17 protein-coding genes and 1 riboswitch are annotated in these 15,362 nt (G+C 60.7%); of the genes, 6 read left to right on the top strand and 11 right to left on the bottom strand.

The window, feature by feature from the left end:
* Positions 1–65: 65 nt before the first annotated feature.
* From trmB to miaB, 8 genes are all read right to left on the bottom strand, one after another.
* Positions 66–776, bottom strand: a complete 711-nt coding sequence (gene trmB / locus ACR0IR_RS00950; protein ID WP_480778953.1) for a tRNA (guanosine(46)-N7)-methyltransferase TrmB — start codon at positions 774–776, stop codon at positions 66–68.
* 127 nt (positions 777–903) lie between these two features.
* Complete coding sequence (gene metK, locus ACR0IR_RS00945) at positions 904–2,085, bottom strand: methionine adenosyltransferase (RefSeq protein ID WP_170364919.1); 1,182 nt, start codon at positions 2,083–2,085, stop codon at positions 904–906.
* Positions 2,086–2,090: 5 nt separating this feature from the next.
* Positions 2,091–2,139: riboswitch (SAM-SAH riboswitch) on the bottom strand.
* Between the two features lie 42 nt (positions 2,140–2,181).
* Positions 2,182–3,687: an apolipoprotein N-acyltransferase gene (gene lnt, locus ACR0IR_RS00940; RefSeq protein ID WP_170364921.1), complete on the bottom strand. Its 1,506-nt coding sequence runs from the start codon at positions 3,685–3,687 to the stop codon at positions 2,182–2,184.
* Positions 3,684–4,568 carry a hemolysin family protein gene (locus ACR0IR_RS00935; protein ID WP_170357079.1) on the bottom strand — a complete coding sequence of 295 codons (885 nt, stop codon included), beginning with the start codon at positions 4,566–4,568 and terminating at the stop codon, positions 3,684–3,686. Before ACR0IR_RS00935 ends, lnt begins: the two co-directional genes overlap by 4 nt.
* Positions 4,569–4,604: 36 nt before the next feature.
* Entirely contained in the window at positions 4,605–5,099 is a 495-nt protein-coding gene (gene ybeY / locus ACR0IR_RS00930) for an rRNA maturation RNase YbeY (protein ID WP_170364922.1), read from the bottom strand.
* 40 nt (positions 5,100–5,139) lie between these two features.
* Positions 5,140–6,162, bottom strand: coding sequence for a PhoH family protein (locus ACR0IR_RS00925; RefSeq protein ID WP_093964591.1), 1,023 nt, complete (start codon positions 6,160–6,162; stop codon positions 5,140–5,142).
* A 164-nt stretch (positions 6,163–6,326) separates the two neighbouring features.
* Positions 6,327–7,091 carry an outer membrane beta-barrel protein gene (locus tag ACR0IR_RS00920; protein WP_170340437.1) on the bottom strand — a complete coding sequence of 255 codons (765 nt, stop codon included), beginning with the start codon at positions 7,089–7,091 and terminating at the stop codon, positions 6,327–6,329.
* A gap of 182 nt (positions 7,092–7,273) precedes the next feature.
* The gene (gene miaB, locus ACR0IR_RS00915; RefSeq protein ID WP_170364923.1) at positions 7,274–8,593 is read right to left on the bottom strand and encodes a tRNA (N6-isopentenyl adenosine(37)-C2)-methylthiotransferase MiaB; all 1,320 of its coding nucleotides are present in this window, start codon (positions 8,591–8,593) and stop codon (positions 7,274–7,276) included.
* 122 nt (positions 8,594–8,715) lie between these two features.
* Between miaB and ACR0IR_RS00910 the strand changes: the two genes are divergently transcribed.
* On the top strand, positions 8,716–9,579 hold the full coding sequence (locus ACR0IR_RS00910; protein WP_170364926.1) for a glycosyltransferase family 2 protein: 864 nt from the start codon (positions 8,716–8,718) through the stop codon (positions 9,577–9,579).
* Positions 9,580–9,594: 15 nt separating this feature from the next.
* Here the strand turns inward: ACR0IR_RS00910 and ACR0IR_RS00905 are convergent, their stop codons facing one another.
* Complete coding sequence (locus ACR0IR_RS00905) at positions 9,595–10,392, bottom strand: phytanoyl-CoA dioxygenase family protein (RefSeq protein WP_170364928.1); 798 nt, start codon at positions 10,390–10,392, stop codon at positions 9,595–9,597.
* Positions 10,393–10,478: 86 nt separating this feature from the next.
* Between ACR0IR_RS00905 and ACR0IR_RS00900 the strand changes: the two genes are divergently transcribed.
* Positions 10,479–11,375 carry a LysR family transcriptional regulator gene (locus tag ACR0IR_RS00900; protein WP_170364930.1) on the top strand — a complete coding sequence of 299 codons (897 nt, stop codon included), beginning with the start codon at positions 10,479–10,481 and terminating at the stop codon, positions 11,373–11,375.
* Here ACR0IR_RS00900 and irrA read toward each other — a convergent pair whose 3' ends face one another.
* Positions 11,376–11,795, bottom strand: coding sequence for an iron response transcriptional regulator IrrA (gene irrA / locus ACR0IR_RS00895; RefSeq protein WP_170364932.1), 420 nt, complete (start codon positions 11,793–11,795; stop codon positions 11,376–11,378). It lies immediately after the preceding gene.
* Positions 11,796–11,983: 188 nt separating this feature from the next.
* On the opposite strand from irrA, the gene fabA reads away from it, so the two are divergent.
* Genes fabA through ACR0IR_RS00875 form a run of 4 tightly spaced genes read left to right on the top strand, consistent with a single transcriptional unit; the run spans position 11,984 to position 14,809 of the window.
* Positions 11,984–12,493 carry a bifunctional 3-hydroxydecanoyl-ACP dehydratase/trans-2-decenoyl-ACP isomerase gene (gene fabA / locus ACR0IR_RS00890; protein WP_170364934.1) on the top strand — a complete coding sequence of 170 codons (510 nt, stop codon included), beginning with the start codon at positions 11,984–11,986 and terminating at the stop codon, positions 12,491–12,493.
* Positions 12,494–12,541: 48 nt separating this feature from the next.
* Positions 12,542–13,771 (top strand): beta-ketoacyl-ACP synthase I, encoded by a 1,230-nt coding sequence (gene fabB / locus ACR0IR_RS00885; protein ID WP_170357074.1) that lies wholly within the window; start codon positions 12,542–12,544, stop codon positions 13,769–13,771.
* Between the two features lie 5 nt (positions 13,772–13,776).
* The gene (locus ACR0IR_RS00880) at positions 13,777–14,568 is read left to right on the top strand and encodes an enoyl-ACP reductase FabI (protein ID WP_170364936.1); all 792 of its coding nucleotides are present in this window, start codon (positions 13,777–13,779) and stop codon (positions 14,566–14,568) included.
* Between the two features lie 58 nt (positions 14,569–14,626).
* Entirely contained in the window at positions 14,627–14,809 is a 183-nt protein-coding gene (locus ACR0IR_RS00875) for a hypothetical protein (protein WP_170357073.1), read from the top strand.
* A gap of 11 nt (positions 14,810–14,820) precedes the next feature.
* Here ACR0IR_RS00875 and ACR0IR_RS00870 read toward each other — a convergent pair whose 3' ends face one another.
* Positions 14,821–15,249 (bottom strand): FKBP-type peptidyl-prolyl cis-trans isomerase, encoded by a 429-nt coding sequence (locus ACR0IR_RS00870; RefSeq protein WP_170339858.1) that lies wholly within the window; start codon positions 15,247–15,249, stop codon positions 14,821–14,823.
* Positions 15,250–15,362: the final 113 nt, after the last annotated feature.

Genomic DNA, 15,362 nt, shown 5'->3' with positions numbered 1-15,362 from the left:
GGCTCCTTTTGCGCTATCAGTGCCCCTGCCGATTAGCGAATTGGCGCCGCAGCGTCCAGCCGCAATCACCCGTTGCGGCGGAAGGTCAGGTAGTGCGGCGTGCGGCCTTCACGCAGGGCCTTCTGCTCGTAGCGGGTGGAAATCCAGTCGTCCCACGGCTTGCGCCAGTCTTCGGGCCCCTCGGCCAGCCATTCGAAACCGGCGCGGGGCACCTCCTCGAGCGTCTGGCGGACATAGTCCGGGATGTCGGTCGCCACCCGGAAAATCGCGCCGGGTTTCAGCACACGGGCCAGCGGCTCCAAGTGCTCGGGCGTCACGAAGCGGCGGCGGTGGTGCCGCTTTTTGGGCCACGGGTCGGGATAGAGCAGAAACGCGCGCGAAATGCTGGCATCGGGCAGCACGTCGAACAGGTCGCGCACATCGCCGGGATGCACTGCCAGGTTGGTCACGTCGGCCCGGCGGATCTTGCCCAATAGCATGGCCACGCCGTTGATGAACGGCTCGGCGCCGATGATGCCGATATCGGGGTTCTGCTGCGCCTGATGCACCAGATGCTCGCCGCCGCCGAACCCGACCTCAAGCCATACCGGCTTACCGCCGAACAGCGCGTTCGGGCCGATCGGGGTGCGGTCGGGGTTGCTGTCCCAATCCACAGCGCCGGGCGACAGGGCGGCCAGGTCCTCGGACAGATAGGTCTTTTGGCTGGGCTTCAGGGTCTTGCCTTTGAAGCGGCCATAGAAGTTTCTGCGGGGGCGTTCGGGTGACTGGGTGCTCATGCCGGTGCCCTTACTGCGGCGGCGTTTGCGTTGCAAGGGGCGGGCTGTGCCCGAGAGGCGACCTTCGGAACGGAAAAGGCGCGCCACATCGGACGCGCCTTGCCGTGTTTGGTTTCCCGGTGCTGGCTCAGACAGCCTTTTTCAAGGCCTCAACCAGATCGGTCCGCTCCCAGCTGAAGCCGCCGTCCGCATCCGGCTCGCGCCCGAAGTGCCCATAGGCCGCCGTGCGCTGGTAGATCGGCTTGTTCAGTTGCAGGTGTTCGCGGATGCCGCGCGGAGTCAGGTCCATCACCTGTCCGACCGCCTTCTCGATCTCGGCGTCGGCAACCTGTCCGGTGCCGTGGGTGTCGGCGTAGATCGAAAGCGGCTTGGAAACGCCGATCGCATAGCTCAGCTGGATCGTGCAACGCTCGGCCATGCCGGCGGCCACGACGTTCTTCGCCAGATACCGCGCTGCATAGGCCGCCGACCGGTCGACCTTGGTCGGGTCCTTGCCCGAGAACGCCCCGCCGCCGTGCGGAGCCGCACCGCCATATGTGTCGACGATGATCTTTCGCCCGGTCAGACCAGCATCCCCGTCCGGGCCGCCGATGACGAACTTTCCGGTAGGGTTCACATGCCATTCCGTCTGGTCGCTCAGCCAGCCATCGGGCAGAGATTCGCGGATGTAGGGCTCGACGATCTGGCGAATATCGTCCGAGGTCAGCGCCTCATCCAGATGCTGGGTGGACAGCACGACCGAACTGACACCGACTGGCCGCCCGTCACGGTAGATCACCGACAGCTGCGATTTGGCATCGGGACCCAGAGCGGGCTCGGACCCGTTCTTGCGCACCTCAGCCAGACGGCGCAGGATGGCGTGTGCATATTGGATCGGAGCCGGCATCAGGGCTGGGGTTTCGGTGGTGGCATATCCAAACATGATGCCTTGGTCACCGGCGCCTTCATCCTTGTCAGCAGACGCATCGACCCCTTGGGCGATGTGCGCGGACTGCTCGTGCAACAGGTTCGTCACCTCGACCGTTTCGTGGTGAAACTTGTCCTGCTCGTAACCGATGTCCTTGATGCAAGCGCGGGCGATCTCTTCGATCTTGCCCATGTAGTCCTGCAGTTTTTCCTGATCCGACAGACCGACCTCGCCGCCGATGACCACCCGATCGGTGGTGGCAAAGGTTTCGCACGCGACGCGCGCTTCGGGCTCTTCGTTCAGAAAGGCATCCAGGACCGCATCTGAAATTCGGTCGCACACCTTGTCGGGATGCCCTTCGGAAACCGATTCCGAAGTGAAAATGTAGTTCTGTCGGGACATGAAAGCGCTCCATTAAGATTTCCCCGTCACGCCAGGAAGCCGTTGTGACAGGCATTCGACGGGATACGCCCGAAGAAACAGGGGGTCAATCGGTAATTATGCCCTGCCAAACCGAACGTTGCGCCCAAACAGCAGCAGTAGCACCAACAATAGCCCAAGCGTCGGCCCGTCGCCGGTTCGCGCATACAGTGTCGGAGGCAATGGCGCCGGAAGGTTAGCATCCACGAAACCCGCCTGTCCCAAAGGCAGGGAGGCGATTACGTTGCCATAGGGATCGACCATCGCCGAAACACCGGTATTTGCCGACCGCGCCAGCGGCAGACCCTGTTCGATGGCCCGCATCCTTGCCTGCGCCAGATGCTGGAATGGTCCTGTGCGGGTCCCGAACCAGGCATCATTGGTTATCTGCAGAAGGAAATCCGGGCGCTGCGGTGCCGCCAAGACATCCTGCGGAAAGATCGCCTCGTAGCAGATCAGCGGCAGCGCCAGACCCAGCTTGCCGGCGTTCAGCATCGCCGCTCCGGGCCCGGCGCTGAAGCCACTTCCCGTGGTCGCGGCCATACCGTGTATTCCGAACCTGTCCATCAGATCGCCAAAGGGGACATACTCGCCGAAGGGCACCAGATGATGCTTGTCGTACAGGCCGGTCTGACGCCCCTGCTCGTCGAGGTAGATCATCGAGTTGTAGATGCGCGGCCCGTCTCCGCGTTGGATACCGAGGATGACGGGCGTTCCCTGAGCGGCCTCGGCAATCGCTTCCAGATGGGGACCCGCGCTGCCCAGCCACGCCGGAACCGACGTCTCGGGCCATACGATCAGGTCCGGACGCGGATCGGCGGCAGTAAATTCAATCTGTCGCGCAAAAAACAGCGGGGCAAAAGAAGGGTCCCATTTCTGCTCTTGCGGCGCGTTGGGCTGGACCAGACGAACGATGTGACCGGTCTCTGCAACCCTCGGGCGGTTGCTAGCTTGAACCAGCGCCAAACCGGCAAAGATGACAACTGCCACGACGGGCCAAAGAAACGCCTTGACGTTGCGAGGACCGGCGACGGCAGCGCCCAACGGCAGGGCAAGCAAAAAGGTCGCGGCCCCAAGGCCATATGGACCAACCCATGCCAGGAGTTGCCCGGCCGGGGCATCCACCCAAATCTGTGCCATTCCCGCCCAAGGAAACCCGGTCAGAACGTAGCCGCGTGCCATTTCAACCAGCGACAGGGTAAGGGCCAAAACGATGACCTGCCGCGGCCCCACCTCTCGGGTTCCGCGCGCGAGCCAGAAAGCGCACGCCCAGAACAGGGCCAAGCCAGCAGCCATGAACACAAGCGCAAAAGGGGCCATCCAGGCATAACGCTCAGCGTCGATCTGAAAGGGCTCGATGATCCAGCTCAGGGCATTGGCGAAGTAACCGGTTGCGAAAGCCCAGCCCACCCATGCCGCGCGAGCGCGCGTGGAACTGGCCAGAAACAACGGCGCGACGGATGCAAGCGCAATGCAGGCGATTATCCAATAGCCATACGGCGCCAAGCCAAAGGCCGCCAATGCGCCGAGTATCGCGGCCAGTACCACGCGCAGCCAATGCGGCCACCGTAAGGCAGGATTCATGCAGCCATATCCGGCAGCATCACCCGCAGGCGCTTGATGCGCCGCGGATCCGCGTCGATAACCTCGAACTCGGGGCCTTCGGGGTGCAAAACCACCTCACCGCGGGCTGGAACCCGCCCCGACAGCATGAAGACGAGCCCGCCCAGGGTCTCGATCTCTTCCTCGTCCACATCCTCGTGGCTGGTCAGCGACCGGCCAATTTCGGCCTCGAAATCCTCAAGCGGTGCTTTTGCCTGAACGATATAGCACCCGGGCTTTTCTTGCACCCACAGCTGATTTTCGTCGGCGTCATGCTCATCGGCGATTTCTCCGACGACCTGTTCGATCAGATCTTCGATCGTGACAAGCCCGTCGACGCCACCATATTCATCGATCACCAACGCCATGTGGCGACGCTCGGTCTGCATCTTGGTCAGCAAAACACCGATCGGCATCGAGGGCGGGACAAACAGCAGCGGGCGGAGCATCGAGATCAGATCAAATTCCGCCGACCCACCGTTGAACCCATGCGTCAGCGCAAAATCCTTGAGGTGAACAAAGCCCAGCGGCGTGTCCAGCGTCCCCTCGTAGACAGGTATTCGCGACAGACCGCTATCCCTGAAGACCTGGGCCAGTTCCTCTTTGGTGATGGTCGAAGGCACTGACACGATATCGGCGGAAGGAATTGCCACATCCTCGACCCGCATGCGCCGCAGATTGATCATGCCGCGTGGCTGAGGGGTCACGGCCTCATTCCCGTTCACGACGACTTCGGCGTCATCCTCGGCGGAAGAAAAAGCATCAAGAATACGAGAGAAAAGCCCGCTTTTCTCTTTGGTTTCATCGCTGCTCTGCGAGTGCGCGCTCTGCGCCGCTCCAGAACTGCCGTCAATATCGCCCATTTTCCTGTTCCAATAGATCGGGCACCAAGGCCCACATTACTCATTATATGGGTCATCAATACCCATTTTGCCAAGTATCTCGACCTCGGCACGTTCCATCAAAGTGGCGTCAAGGTCACGAATGTGATCATAACCCAGCAAATGCAACACTCCGTGAACCAGCAAATGGGTCACGTGGTCATCCATGGATTTCCCGGCTTCCTGAGCCTCGCGCCAGCAAGTGTTATACGAGATCGCAATGTCTCCAAGCGCGATGTCACCCGTGAAATCCGGCTGGGGCACGAGCGGTGTGCCGCCGGGCTGATATGCAGCAAGGTCCTCGGCGGGCCAGCTCAGCACATTCGTCGGCGCAGGTTTTTCACGAAATTCAGCGTTCAACTCGGCAATCCGGGCGTCGTCGCAGCCCAGCACGCTGACTTCACACAAATCGGCATCCACACCGCAATGCGCCAGCGTCGCGGCCACGGCCTTGCGCGCCAACGGCTCAATACCCTGCCAACGCGGGTCTTCGATCGTGATTTCCAAGTTCATCTCGTGACGCTCCGAGGCCGATTTGCCCAGGTCCGACGGTTCAACCCGTTTCCCGGCCCGAGTCGGCCTCATACGCCTCGATGATCGCGGCGACAAGCGGATGGCGCACCACGTCCTTGGATGTGAAGTAGTTGAAGCTGATATTCGGGATCGTCTTCAGCAGCCGCTCTGCATCCGCAAGCCCCGAAGCCACGCCGCGCGGCAGATCCACCTGCGACCGGTCGCCGGTGATCACCATCCGGCTACCCTCGCCCAAGCGCGTCAGGAACATCTTCATCTGCATCGTCGTGGCGTTCTGGGCCTCGTCCAATACAACGAAGGCATTGGCCAGTGTCCGCCCGCGCATGAACGCCAGCGGGGCGATTTCGATCCGCTTTTCCTCGATCAGCTTGGCCAGTTGCTTGCCAGGCAGAAAGTCATTCAACGCGTCGTACAGCGGCTGCATATACGGATCGACCTTGTCTTTCATGTCTCCGGGCAGGTAACCCAGCTTTTCGCCGGCTTCGACGGCTGGGCGGCTGAGGATGATTCGATCCACATGTCCGCCAATGAACATCGACACACCCACGGCCACGGCAAGGTAGGTCTTGCCCGTTCCCGCCGGGCCGATGCCGAAGGCGAGTTCGTTGTTGAACAACGACTGCACATAAGCCTTTTGCGCGTCAGTACGGGGTTCGACCAGCTTTTTGCGGGTTTTGATTTCGACAGTTCCACCCTTGAACATTTCAAGCTGGTCGCCATCACGCGAGCCGGTTCCGGCTTCGGAATTGCCCATCCGCAATTCGCGATCAACGTCGGCAGCTTCGACGTCGCGCCCGCCTTCCAGCCGGGTGTAGAGAGCCTGCAAAACCTCGATCGCCTGCTTCTGAAGCTCGTCTTCGCCCATGACGACCAGTTGGTTGCCGCGGCGCACGATCTGAACGGACAGTTTCCGCTCGATCTCGGCCAGATTGCGGTCGTATTCGCCGCAAAGATCAATCAACAATCGGTTGTCAGGGAATTCAACAAATGCCTCGTTCGCGGGCATTTCATCTTGCGGTGGGGTAAGGGCACCGATGGCCAATCCGTTCTCCTGTCTTGGCGTTGTCACCCCAAGCGTAGACAACAAGAGTCGGTCGGCGCAAGCCACAGATTCAAAAATCTGAGCAACTGATCGCAAATCGGTCAGGCGGAAAGGAATTCACGGCCCGGCGCAATGAAATCTCAGGCCGGAATCCGCCCTTGGGATCAGAACTTGTAGTTCAACCCGACGCGAATCCCCTGGTAGCTGGGCGTGGATTTGGTCGAGAACCCCGAGCCAAAATCGACGACCTTCGACTGGAACTGCACATATTCGAATTCGCCGGTGACGGACCAATTGTCGTTCAACTGATGCTCGGCCCCGATGCTGGCAACGAATCCGTTGCGTCGGTCATCGCTTGCGAAAGACTGAGTGGTGCCGCCGCTGGACAGGCTGTTGGTCGTTTCGATTTCACCCTGAACGAACCCGACGGTAACGAAATACAGAACCGAACCGCTGGGGTTGGTCAGCCCGTTCTTGAACCGCAGCGACAGCACATCCGATATCTCGGAACCTCCCTGAACGGTCGTGGTGCCTATCTGCGTGGTGACACTGTCATCCAGCGAAGCGAAATCGTAACCGATCTCGAAACCGTAGACGTAATCGCGCCCGCCACGGGCAGGCAGAACACCGCGCCAACCGCCCCGTATCCCGCCGTAGGCACCGCTCAGGTCAAGTTTGCCGATGGGAAAGGTGCCCGCATTGGTGGCCAGCCCGAACTGGTCTGTTCCGCCTGATCCATACCCGGCGCTGAACCCCAGATAAAAGGCGCTGACGTCTTTGGAATAACGCTCCGGCCCCAACACGACCGGATCGGAAACGGCGCCGTCCAAATCCCCCGCATGAGTGGGAATACCTGCGCTGGCGGCCAGCAATAGGCCGGCCAGAACACGGCCCACCCCTGTTTGTCGAATACCTGCCTGACGTGTCACTCGTACCCTCCATTGCGGTGCCCGCGCGATCCGAAGCCCCGCCGATGCAAAGCCCGTAGGCCACCTGAAACACGGCCCCGAGAATTCTGGCTATTCTCCGACCATAGTTCCAAGCGATAAATCAAGGGTAAATTTTGGAAACAAACGCCACGAGTGTTGCGTGAGCGGTGAACCGCGCCCTGTCACAGCACCTCGCCGGCAAGTGAATTGGCGCCCGAGGCCGTGATCCGGACGTTGCGAAGATCTCCCGCCGAAAGATCGGCTCCGGAAACGTGGACGGCATGCAGATACTCGGACTTGCCAACCATCTGTCCGGCCAAACGCCCGGGTTTCTCAAACAGAACCCGGACTGTCCGACCAACCATCGCATCCTGGATCTCGCGCTGGTGCCGGGTGATCAGAGCCTGCAAGCGTTGCAGACGGTCGTCAGCTTCCTGTGGATCGACCTGCGGACGCTCGGCCGCGGGCGTGCCCGGCCGGGTCGAATACTTGAACGAATACGCATAGCCATAGCGGACCTGCTCGACCAGATCCAACGTGGCCTGGAAATCCTCTTCGGTTTCTTCGGGGAAGCCCACGATGAAATCGCCCGACATCAGGATATCGGGGCGCGCTTCCCGGATCCGCTCGATCAGACGCAGATAGCTTTCGGCGGTGTGGCTGCGGTTCATCCGCTTGAGGATCCTGTCCGACCCCGATTGCACCGGCAGGTGCAGATAGGGCATCAGCTTTTCGCAGGTTCCGTGCGCCTCGATCAGGTCGTCGGTCATGTCGTTGGGATGCGAGGTGGTGAACCGGATGCGCTCCAGCCCATCGATCTTGTTCAATTCCCAGATCAACCCGGCCAGGGTCATGTCGCCATCAGGTCCGGCCCCGTGATAGGCGTTGACGTTCTGGCCAAGGAGCGTGATCTCGCGCACGCCGCGCTCGACCAGTTCCTGCGCCTCGCGCAGGATGCGGTCGGCGGGGCGGCTGACCTCGGCCCCGCGGGTATAGGGCACGACGCAGAAGGCGCAGAACTTGTCACAACCCTCCTGCACGGTCAGAAACGCCGTCGGGCCGCGTTTGGCCTTGGGGCGGTTCTTGAGTTTCTCGAACTTGTCCTCTTCGGGGAATTCGGTATCCAACGCCTTTTCGCCCGCACGCGCTTTGGCTTCCAGTTCGGGCAGGCGGTGGTAGCTTTGCGGGCCGACGACCAGATCGACCAGCGGCTGCCGGCGCATGATCTCTTCGCCCTCAGCCTGCGCCACACAGCCCGCCACGCCGATCTTCAGATCGGGTTTTTCGGCCTTCAACCCCTTGAAGCGGCCCAGTTCGGAATACACCTTCTCGGCCGCCTTTTCGCGGATATGGCAGGTGTTCAGCAGGATCATGTCCGCATCTTCGGGCGACTGCGTTTCCACATAGCCCTGCCCGCCCAACGCCTCGGACATGCGTTCGCTGTCATAGACGTTCATCTGACAGCCATAGGTCTTGATATACAGCTTTTTCGGTTCGGACATGGGCTGGGCCTTTTGCGTTCGCTGGACCGGCGTCATCTATACGCATCGAACGCCGCTTGCAATGCTGGCGCAATTACCCGAATTTGACGGATATTTCCAGCAAGGCAGGCTACACGCGGGCAATGAAATACGAATCCCTCGACCACTTTCTGAAATCGGGCCGGGCAGCGTTGACCAAGGGGCCGGTCGCATTGGTTTTCGCCGAAGACGATGTCGAGCTTGATGGGACCCTGCGCCATCACTTGGACTTGGGGTTCAATTCCGTGATCGTATTTGCACCGGCCCAGTTTTCGATCCTGCCTGAAATCTTGGACCGGGTGCACCGGGTCACGATGCGCTGCTCGCCCAGAAACGTGGTGTTTGACACCATTAATCGCGTCATTCAGACGGCGCCGAACATCTGGCTGTACTACTGCTACAACTCGGAATACCTGTTCTTTCCGTTCTGCGAAACGCGCACGGTCGCAGAGATGCTGGCCTTTCACGCCGAGGAGCGGCGCGACGCGATGCTCTGCCACGTGATCGACATCTACGCCGACGACCTGTCCGCCTATCCCAACGGCGTGGCTCCGGATCATGCGATGCTGGACAGCACTGGATATTATGCTCATTCCCGGCACGACCGATCGGGACAACCGCTGGAGCGTCAATTGGATATGTCGGGTGGCCTGCGTTGGCGGTTCGAGGATCACATCCCGTATGAACGGCGCCGGATCGACCGGATCGCGCTGTTCAAAAGCTGCAAGGGTCTGACCCTCCAACCCGATCACACCATTAACGAGCCCGAGTACAACACCTATGCCTGTCCCTGGCATCACAACCTGACGGCCGCAATCTGTTCGTTCCGCGCCGCCAAAGCGCTGAAAAGCAACGCGGGATCGACCTTTGATATTCCCAGTTTCCGCTGCCCGTCCTCGGTTCCTTTCCAATGGAACTCGCACCAGTTGCTGGACCTTGGCCTGATGGAACCCGGCCAGTGGTTCTGAGGGGGCCGGAACGGCTCAGCGATTGAGCAGGACCGGGAACCAGTCCTCGCGCAGTCGTTGCCCAGCCCGCATGTCATGCCCCGGAAACGGCGGCGACGTCCGGCCCGGACGCTCGACATACCGGGCGTCATCCCCGACCAGCCGCAGCGAGAAGGCGCGGCGCCGGCTGTCGGACTGGTTTCCTCGGGCACCGTGCAGGGTTCGAAAGTTGAAGGCGACCGCATCGCCGGGTTCCATGTCGAACTCAACGATCCGCATCCCTTCGGCCTCGGGGTCTGGCACCGCGATGTACTGGCCCTCGTCAGGAAAGAAACCCTCTTCCGAAACCCAGCGCGTCGGCAACACTTCCTTTTCCCACAGATGCGACCCGGCCACGCACCGCAGAGTCGCCTGCGTCACCGGGTCGAGCGGCGACCAGAAGCTTATCGTCTTACGCCCTTCCACAAAGTAATAGGGTCCATCCTGATGCCACGGCGTGGCCATCGAGGTGCCGGGTTCCTTGACCAGAACGTGGTCGTGGAACATCTGGACCGAACGGGACTCCATCAGGTCGGCAGCGACCTCGGCAACCGGAGAGGCTTGAATGACCTGCCGAAACTCGGGGATACGAGACCAGTTACAGTAGTCGTCAAAGAAACGGCCGGTTTCGCCTTCTTTCTTGTTTTCCGACGCATATGGCCCGGGATCAGCCATGTTGCGTGCCACCCCTTCCCGCAAGGCATCGACGTGATCGGCGAACAGGCCCTTGACCAGAACAACCCCGTCATTGCGATAGGTTTCGATCATCTCCGGGGAAACAAGAGGGTGTGGCATTTCGGTCTCCGTCATTTGCTGAGGCCGATTTGCACATGTCTGGCACCCCTGTTCAAATCATATCTTTCAAAATAAGCATTAACTCCATGTTATATATCACCTTGCGCCAGTACGAATATGTTTGCGCCATTGGGCGACACGGAAGCCTGTCCGCCGCGGCACAGCACCTGAACGTTTCGCAACCTGCGCTTTCAAACGCGCTGACCCGGGTCGAAGAACACCTGGGCCACCCACTGTTCTCGCGCCGACGCGGCGCGGCAATGTCGCTGACGCCTCAGGGGCGCAAGTTCATCGACAAGGCCGAAGCCTTGCTGACGAGCGCTGCCCGGATCGAAGAGGCGAAAGCCCTGGTTGCCGGAACAAGCCGTTTGAAGTTGGGCTGCTTTGTGGATCTTGCGCCGTTCCTGCTGGCGCGGGCAATGCAGACGATCAGGGACGCCCTTCCCGATATCGTTCTGACCAACGGTGTTGACACTTTCGAAGGCTTGATCAGCGGATTGACCGACGGCCGTTTCGATCTGGCGCTCACCTATGATCTGGGCCTCGATGCCGGTTTCTCACGCCACAAGCTGCTGGACAGTACGCCAAACGCGCTGGTCAATCCTGCGCACCCTTTGGCCGGGCAAGGCAGCGTTTCACTTGCCGAGCTTGAGCAATACCCGCTCATCCTGTCCAAAGAAGGTCTGTCAGCGCAGCATGTCCTGGGCTTGTTCCGGCGTCATGGGCTGCACCCCAGCGTGTCCTACCGCGCGGAATCGCTCGAGATCCAACGCAGTCTTGCGGCCCATGGCGAAGGGGTGGGCATCAGCTATGCCAGCCCGCAAAACGGCCTCAGCTATGATCGGATGCCGCTGCTGAGCCTGCCGATCACCGACCCCGATGCAACCGAGGCCGTGATTCTGGCTCGTCACGGCATCGGCCCTGCGGACACGACAGTCGCTGCTGCTGAACAGGCTCTGGTTAGGTCGCTTGGGAAACTGTGATCAGCGCTTTTTGCGCAGCCGGATGACAACGTCCACCGACGCGATCTCGACCCCGGCCGGTGCTTCGGGCAGACGCTGGATAACCAGTTGGTCGGACGGCGCGTCGCTCAGGCGGCCCTCGTCCTCCCAGAAGAAATGCGGGTGGTCATGGGTGTTGGTGTCGAAATAGCTTTTTGAGCCGTCCACGGTGATTTCCTGCAAAACGCCGGCATCGCAAAAGGCCCGCAGAGTATTGTAGACCGTTGCAAGGGACACGGCGTCGCCCTTGTTCTTGGCCGACTCGAACAGGCTTTCGGCGGTGACATGTCGGTGGCGGCCATCGCCCACCAGCAATTCGGCCAAGGCAACACGCTGGCGCGTCGGGCGCAGCCCGGCGTCAACCAACCAGTTCGTAGCGATGTCCCGGCTTTGAGCTGTCATGAAACCATTACCCAATTTCCCCTGCCCCAATATATAAGTGCCGACCACCACCAATTTCAAATGAAATTCATTCGCAACCAACGGCTCCGGCAGGCCGGATGTGTTCGGGTGGTCTTGCAGGACCTTGCAAACGGGTGATAGACGAGGCCAGATTGAATAAACAGACCCCTGGCAGGAGACGCGGCAGAATGGCCCAATTCCCAAGCAGCTTTGACAAGGACGACCTGCTGAAATGCGCCCGCGGCGAACTCTTCGGCCCCGGAAATGCTCAGCTTCCGGCTCCCCCGATGCTGATGATGGACCGCATCACCGACATTTCAGGCGACGGCGGCGCGCACGGCAAGGGGCATGTCGTGGCGGAATTCGACATCATACCGGACCTTTGGTTCTTCGATTGCCACTTTCCAGGAAACCCGATCATGCCGGGTTGTCTGGGTCTTGACGGACTGTGGCAGCTGACTGGTTTCAACCTCGGCTGGCGTGGCTGGCAGGGTCGCGGCTATGCGCTGGGTGTGGGCGAAGTGAAACTGACAGGCATGGTGCGCCCCGACCGCAAGATGCTGACCTATTACGTGGACTTCACCAAGGCAGTCCAGACCCGCCGCCTGACCATGGGTGTGGCGGATGGCCGGGTCGAAGCGGATGGCGAAGTCATCTATCAGGTCAAGGACATGAAGGTTGCATTGTCGGAAAGCTGACCCCAGCTGACTGACAGTCAACAGGGAATGGAACACAGGAGAACGCAAATGCGTCGCGTCGTCGTCACCGGTTTGGGGGTTGTCTCTTCCATCGGGAACAATGCCCAAGAGGTTCTGGCCTCGCTCAAGGCGGGTAAGTCCGGCATCGAGGCCAGCGAGCAGATGGTCGAGCACGGCTTCCGCAGCCAGGTTGCAGGGACGCTCAAGATCGATGTGTCGGAACAGGTCGACAAGCGCACTTTGCGGTTCATGGGGCCAGGCGCCGCGTATGCCCATATCGCGATGAGCCAGGCAATCGCTGACGCGGGGCTGAGCGAAGATCAGGTCGTCAATCCGCGTACGGGTCTTGTTGCCGGGTCCGGTGGCCCTTCCACCAGCGCCATGCTGACGGCGCACCAGACCGTTCTGAAAACCGGCGCAACCAAGCGCATCGGACCGTTTGCCGTTCCGAAATGCATGTGCTCGACGATCTCGGCCAACCTGGCGACCGCGTTCAAGATCAAGGGCATCAACTACTCGATCACCTCGGCCTGTTCCACGTCGCTGCATTGCATCGGAAACGCGGCCGAGCAGATCATGCTGGGCAAACAGGACGTGATGTTCGCCGGTGGCGGCGAAGAACTGGATTGGACCCTGTCCTGCCTGTTCGATGCGATGGGCGCGATGTCCTCGAAATACAACGACACGCCCGAAAAAGCCTCGCGCGCGTTTGATCAGAACCGCGACGGATTCGTGATCTCGGGCGGCGGCGGCATCGTCGTTCTGGAAGAGCTGGAACATGCTCTGGCCCGGGGCGCGAAGATCTATGCCGAGGTGACGGGCTATGCCGCAACCTCGGACGGGCACGACATGGTCGCGCCCTCGGGAGAAGGTGGAGAGCGCGCGATGCGCCTGGCCTTGTCCACCCTGCCCGAAGGCCGCAAGGTCGGCTACATCAACGCGCACGGGACCTCGACACCGGTCGGGGATGTGGGCGAAGTCGAAGCCGTCCGCCGGATTTTCGGCGAGGGCAATGTGCCGCCGATCTCCTCGACCAAGTCGATGACCGGCCACGCTCAGGGTGCTGCCGGCGCGCTCGAGGCGATTTTCTGCCTCTTGATGCTGCAGCATGATTTCATTGCGCCGTCGATCAATGTCGACACGCTGGCCGAAGGCATCCAGCCCGGCGAAATCGCAACTGAGGTTGTTGAAAACGCAGGTTTGGACAGTGTCATGACCAACAGCTTCGGCTTTGGTGGCACCAACGGTTCCATGATTCTGTCCAAGTATAACGGGTGATTATGATGTCGGATTCTATGAAGGGTAAGCGCGGGCTGATCATGGGCGTCGCCAATGATCGGTCGATCGCCTGGGGCATTGCCAAGGCCATGCACGAGGCAGGCGCTGAACTGGCATTCACCTACCAGGGCGAGGCTTTCGGAAAACGGCTGGAACCGCTTGCGCAGAGCCTGGGCAGCGACTTCATGGTCGATGCGGACGTGACCGATGACGCATCGCTGGACCGGGCATTCGAAGAACTGGCCGCCCGTTGGCCAACGATTGATTTCCTCGTCCACGCCATCGCCTACTCGGACAAGACCGAGCTGACCGGGCGATTCCTGAACACCACGCGGGCGAATTTCAAGCACTCGCTGGATGTCTCGGCCTATTCATTCATCGAAGTGGCCCGTCGCGCCTATCCGATGATGAAGGAAAACGGCGGGACGCTGCTCACGCTGACCTATCAGGGTTCGAACAAGGTCGTGCCGAACTACAATGTCATGGGTGTTGCAAAGGCTGCTCTGGAATCGGCGACGCGCTATCTTGCGAATGATCTGGGCCCCGACGGGATCCGGGTCAACGCTATCTCGCCCGGGCCTATGAAAACCCTGGCCGGCGCGGCCATCGGGGGGGCTCGCAAGACCTACAAGTTTTGCGACCAGAACGCCCCGCTGCGATCGAATGCTACGCTCGAAGCGGTTGGCGGCACGGCCGTTTACCTTGCGTCGGACGCAGGGGCCTGCACCACCGGTGAAATCATTCGCGTAGACGGCGGTTTCCACATCTTGGGAATGCCTCAGCCCGACTTCATGTGACGCGATCTTTCCCTGTCGTTGCCAAGATTTTACCAAACTTCCGCGGCAGGGATATCACATGAGCAAACTAGACCGGATAATCGCGACCAATTCGCGTGCATCTCACTCTCGTCGCAAGACCGGAGTGCTCAGCAGCCGCGCGCGAACGCTGCTGCTGACCCTGACGACATTGTTGGTATTGTGGATCTTCTATACCCAACCGCAGCTTCGCGAGGCGGTTGGGTCATTGTTGGGCGGCTGAACGCGCGCTGATCAGTTGATCGAAACGACCTCGATGTCGAAGATCAGATCCTGGCCCGCCAGCGGATGGTTTGCGTCCAGGGTCACGGTTTCTTCGTTGGCGTCCACCACCGTCACAGGCAGCGCCTGACCATCGGGGGTCTGCATCTGCAGCTGGGTGCCGGGGTCCAGCGGGATGTCGTCCGGGATGCCTTCGCGCGGGACGTCCTGGCGCATAGCGGGATTGATCGGCCCATAGGCGTCCTGACAATCCACTTCGACCCGCTTCTTCTCGCCGATTTCCATACCCGGCAGAGCGGCGTCCAGACCGGGAATGATCTGGCCGGACCCCACGGCGAACTCAAGTGGATCGCGTCCTTCCGAGCTGTCGAAAACGTTGCCGTCCCGCAAAGTTCCAGTGTAGTGAATGCGAACCGTGTCGCCTTGTTTGATCGCGGTCATGACTGTCTCCGACCTGAGTTTGGAATGAGCGGTCCAACCTAGAGACTGACCCGGCAATGTAAACCCTTTTACGCTTTAACCCGCGCATGGCCTGTGCCAACCTGCCCCGGAAG

It is taken from the genome of Ruegeria sp. CF2 (assembly GCF_056537385.1).
The sequence above is the reverse complement of the archived record's forward strand: the minus strand, read 5'-3'. Positions and strand labels throughout refer to the sequence as shown.

What these genes read in the sequence shown, in the direction of transcription:
- trmB (WP_480778953.1), bottom strand. Translation starts at nt 776, where the DNA reads ATGAGCACCCAGTCACCCGAACGCCCCCGCAGAAACTTCTATGGCCGC.
- metK (WP_170364919.1), bottom strand. Translation starts at nt 2,085, where the DNA reads ATGTCCCGACAGAACTACATTTTCACTTCGGAATCGGTTTCCGAAGGG.
- lnt (WP_170364921.1), bottom strand. Translation starts at nt 3,687, where the DNA reads ATGAATCCTGCCTTACGGTGGCCGCATTGGCTGCGCGTGGTACTGGCC.
- ACR0IR_RS00935 (WP_170357079.1), bottom strand. Translation starts at nt 4,568, where the DNA reads ATGGGCGATATTGACGGCAGTTCTGGAGCGGCGCAGAGCGCGCACTCG.
- ybeY (WP_170364922.1), bottom strand. Translation starts at nt 5,099, where the DNA reads ATGAACTTGGAAATCACGATCGAAGACCCGCGTTGGCAGGGTATTGAG.
- miaB (WP_170364923.1), bottom strand. Translation starts at nt 8,593, where the DNA reads ATGTCCGAACCGAAAAAGCTGTATATCAAGACCTATGGCTGTCAGATG.
- ACR0IR_RS00910 (WP_170364926.1), top strand. Translation starts at nt 8,716, where the DNA reads ATGAAATACGAATCCCTCGACCACTTTCTGAAATCGGGCCGGGCAGCG.
- ACR0IR_RS00905 (WP_170364928.1), bottom strand. Translation starts at nt 10,392, where the DNA reads ATGCCACACCCTCTTGTTTCCCCGGAGATGATCGAAACCTATCGCAAT.
- ACR0IR_RS00900 (WP_170364930.1), top strand. Translation starts at nt 10,479, where the DNA reads ATGTTATATATCACCTTGCGCCAGTACGAATATGTTTGCGCCATTGGG.
- irrA (WP_170364932.1), bottom strand. Translation starts at nt 11,795, where the DNA reads ATGACAGCTCAAAGCCGGGACATCGCTACGAACTGGTTGGTTGACGCC.
- fabA (WP_170364934.1), top strand. Translation starts at nt 11,984, where the DNA reads ATGGCCCAATTCCCAAGCAGCTTTGACAAGGACGACCTGCTGAAATGC.
- fabB (WP_170357074.1), top strand. Translation starts at nt 12,542, where the DNA reads ATGCGTCGCGTCGTCGTCACCGGTTTGGGGGTTGTCTCTTCCATCGGG.
- ACR0IR_RS00880 (WP_170364936.1), top strand. Translation starts at nt 13,777, where the DNA reads ATGTCGGATTCTATGAAGGGTAAGCGCGGGCTGATCATGGGCGTCGCC.
- ACR0IR_RS00875 (WP_170357073.1), top strand. Translation starts at nt 14,627, where the DNA reads ATGAGCAAACTAGACCGGATAATCGCGACCAATTCGCGTGCATCTCAC.
- ACR0IR_RS00870 (WP_170339858.1), bottom strand. Translation starts at nt 15,249, where the DNA reads ATGACCGCGATCAAACAAGGCGACACGGTTCGCATTCACTACACTGGA.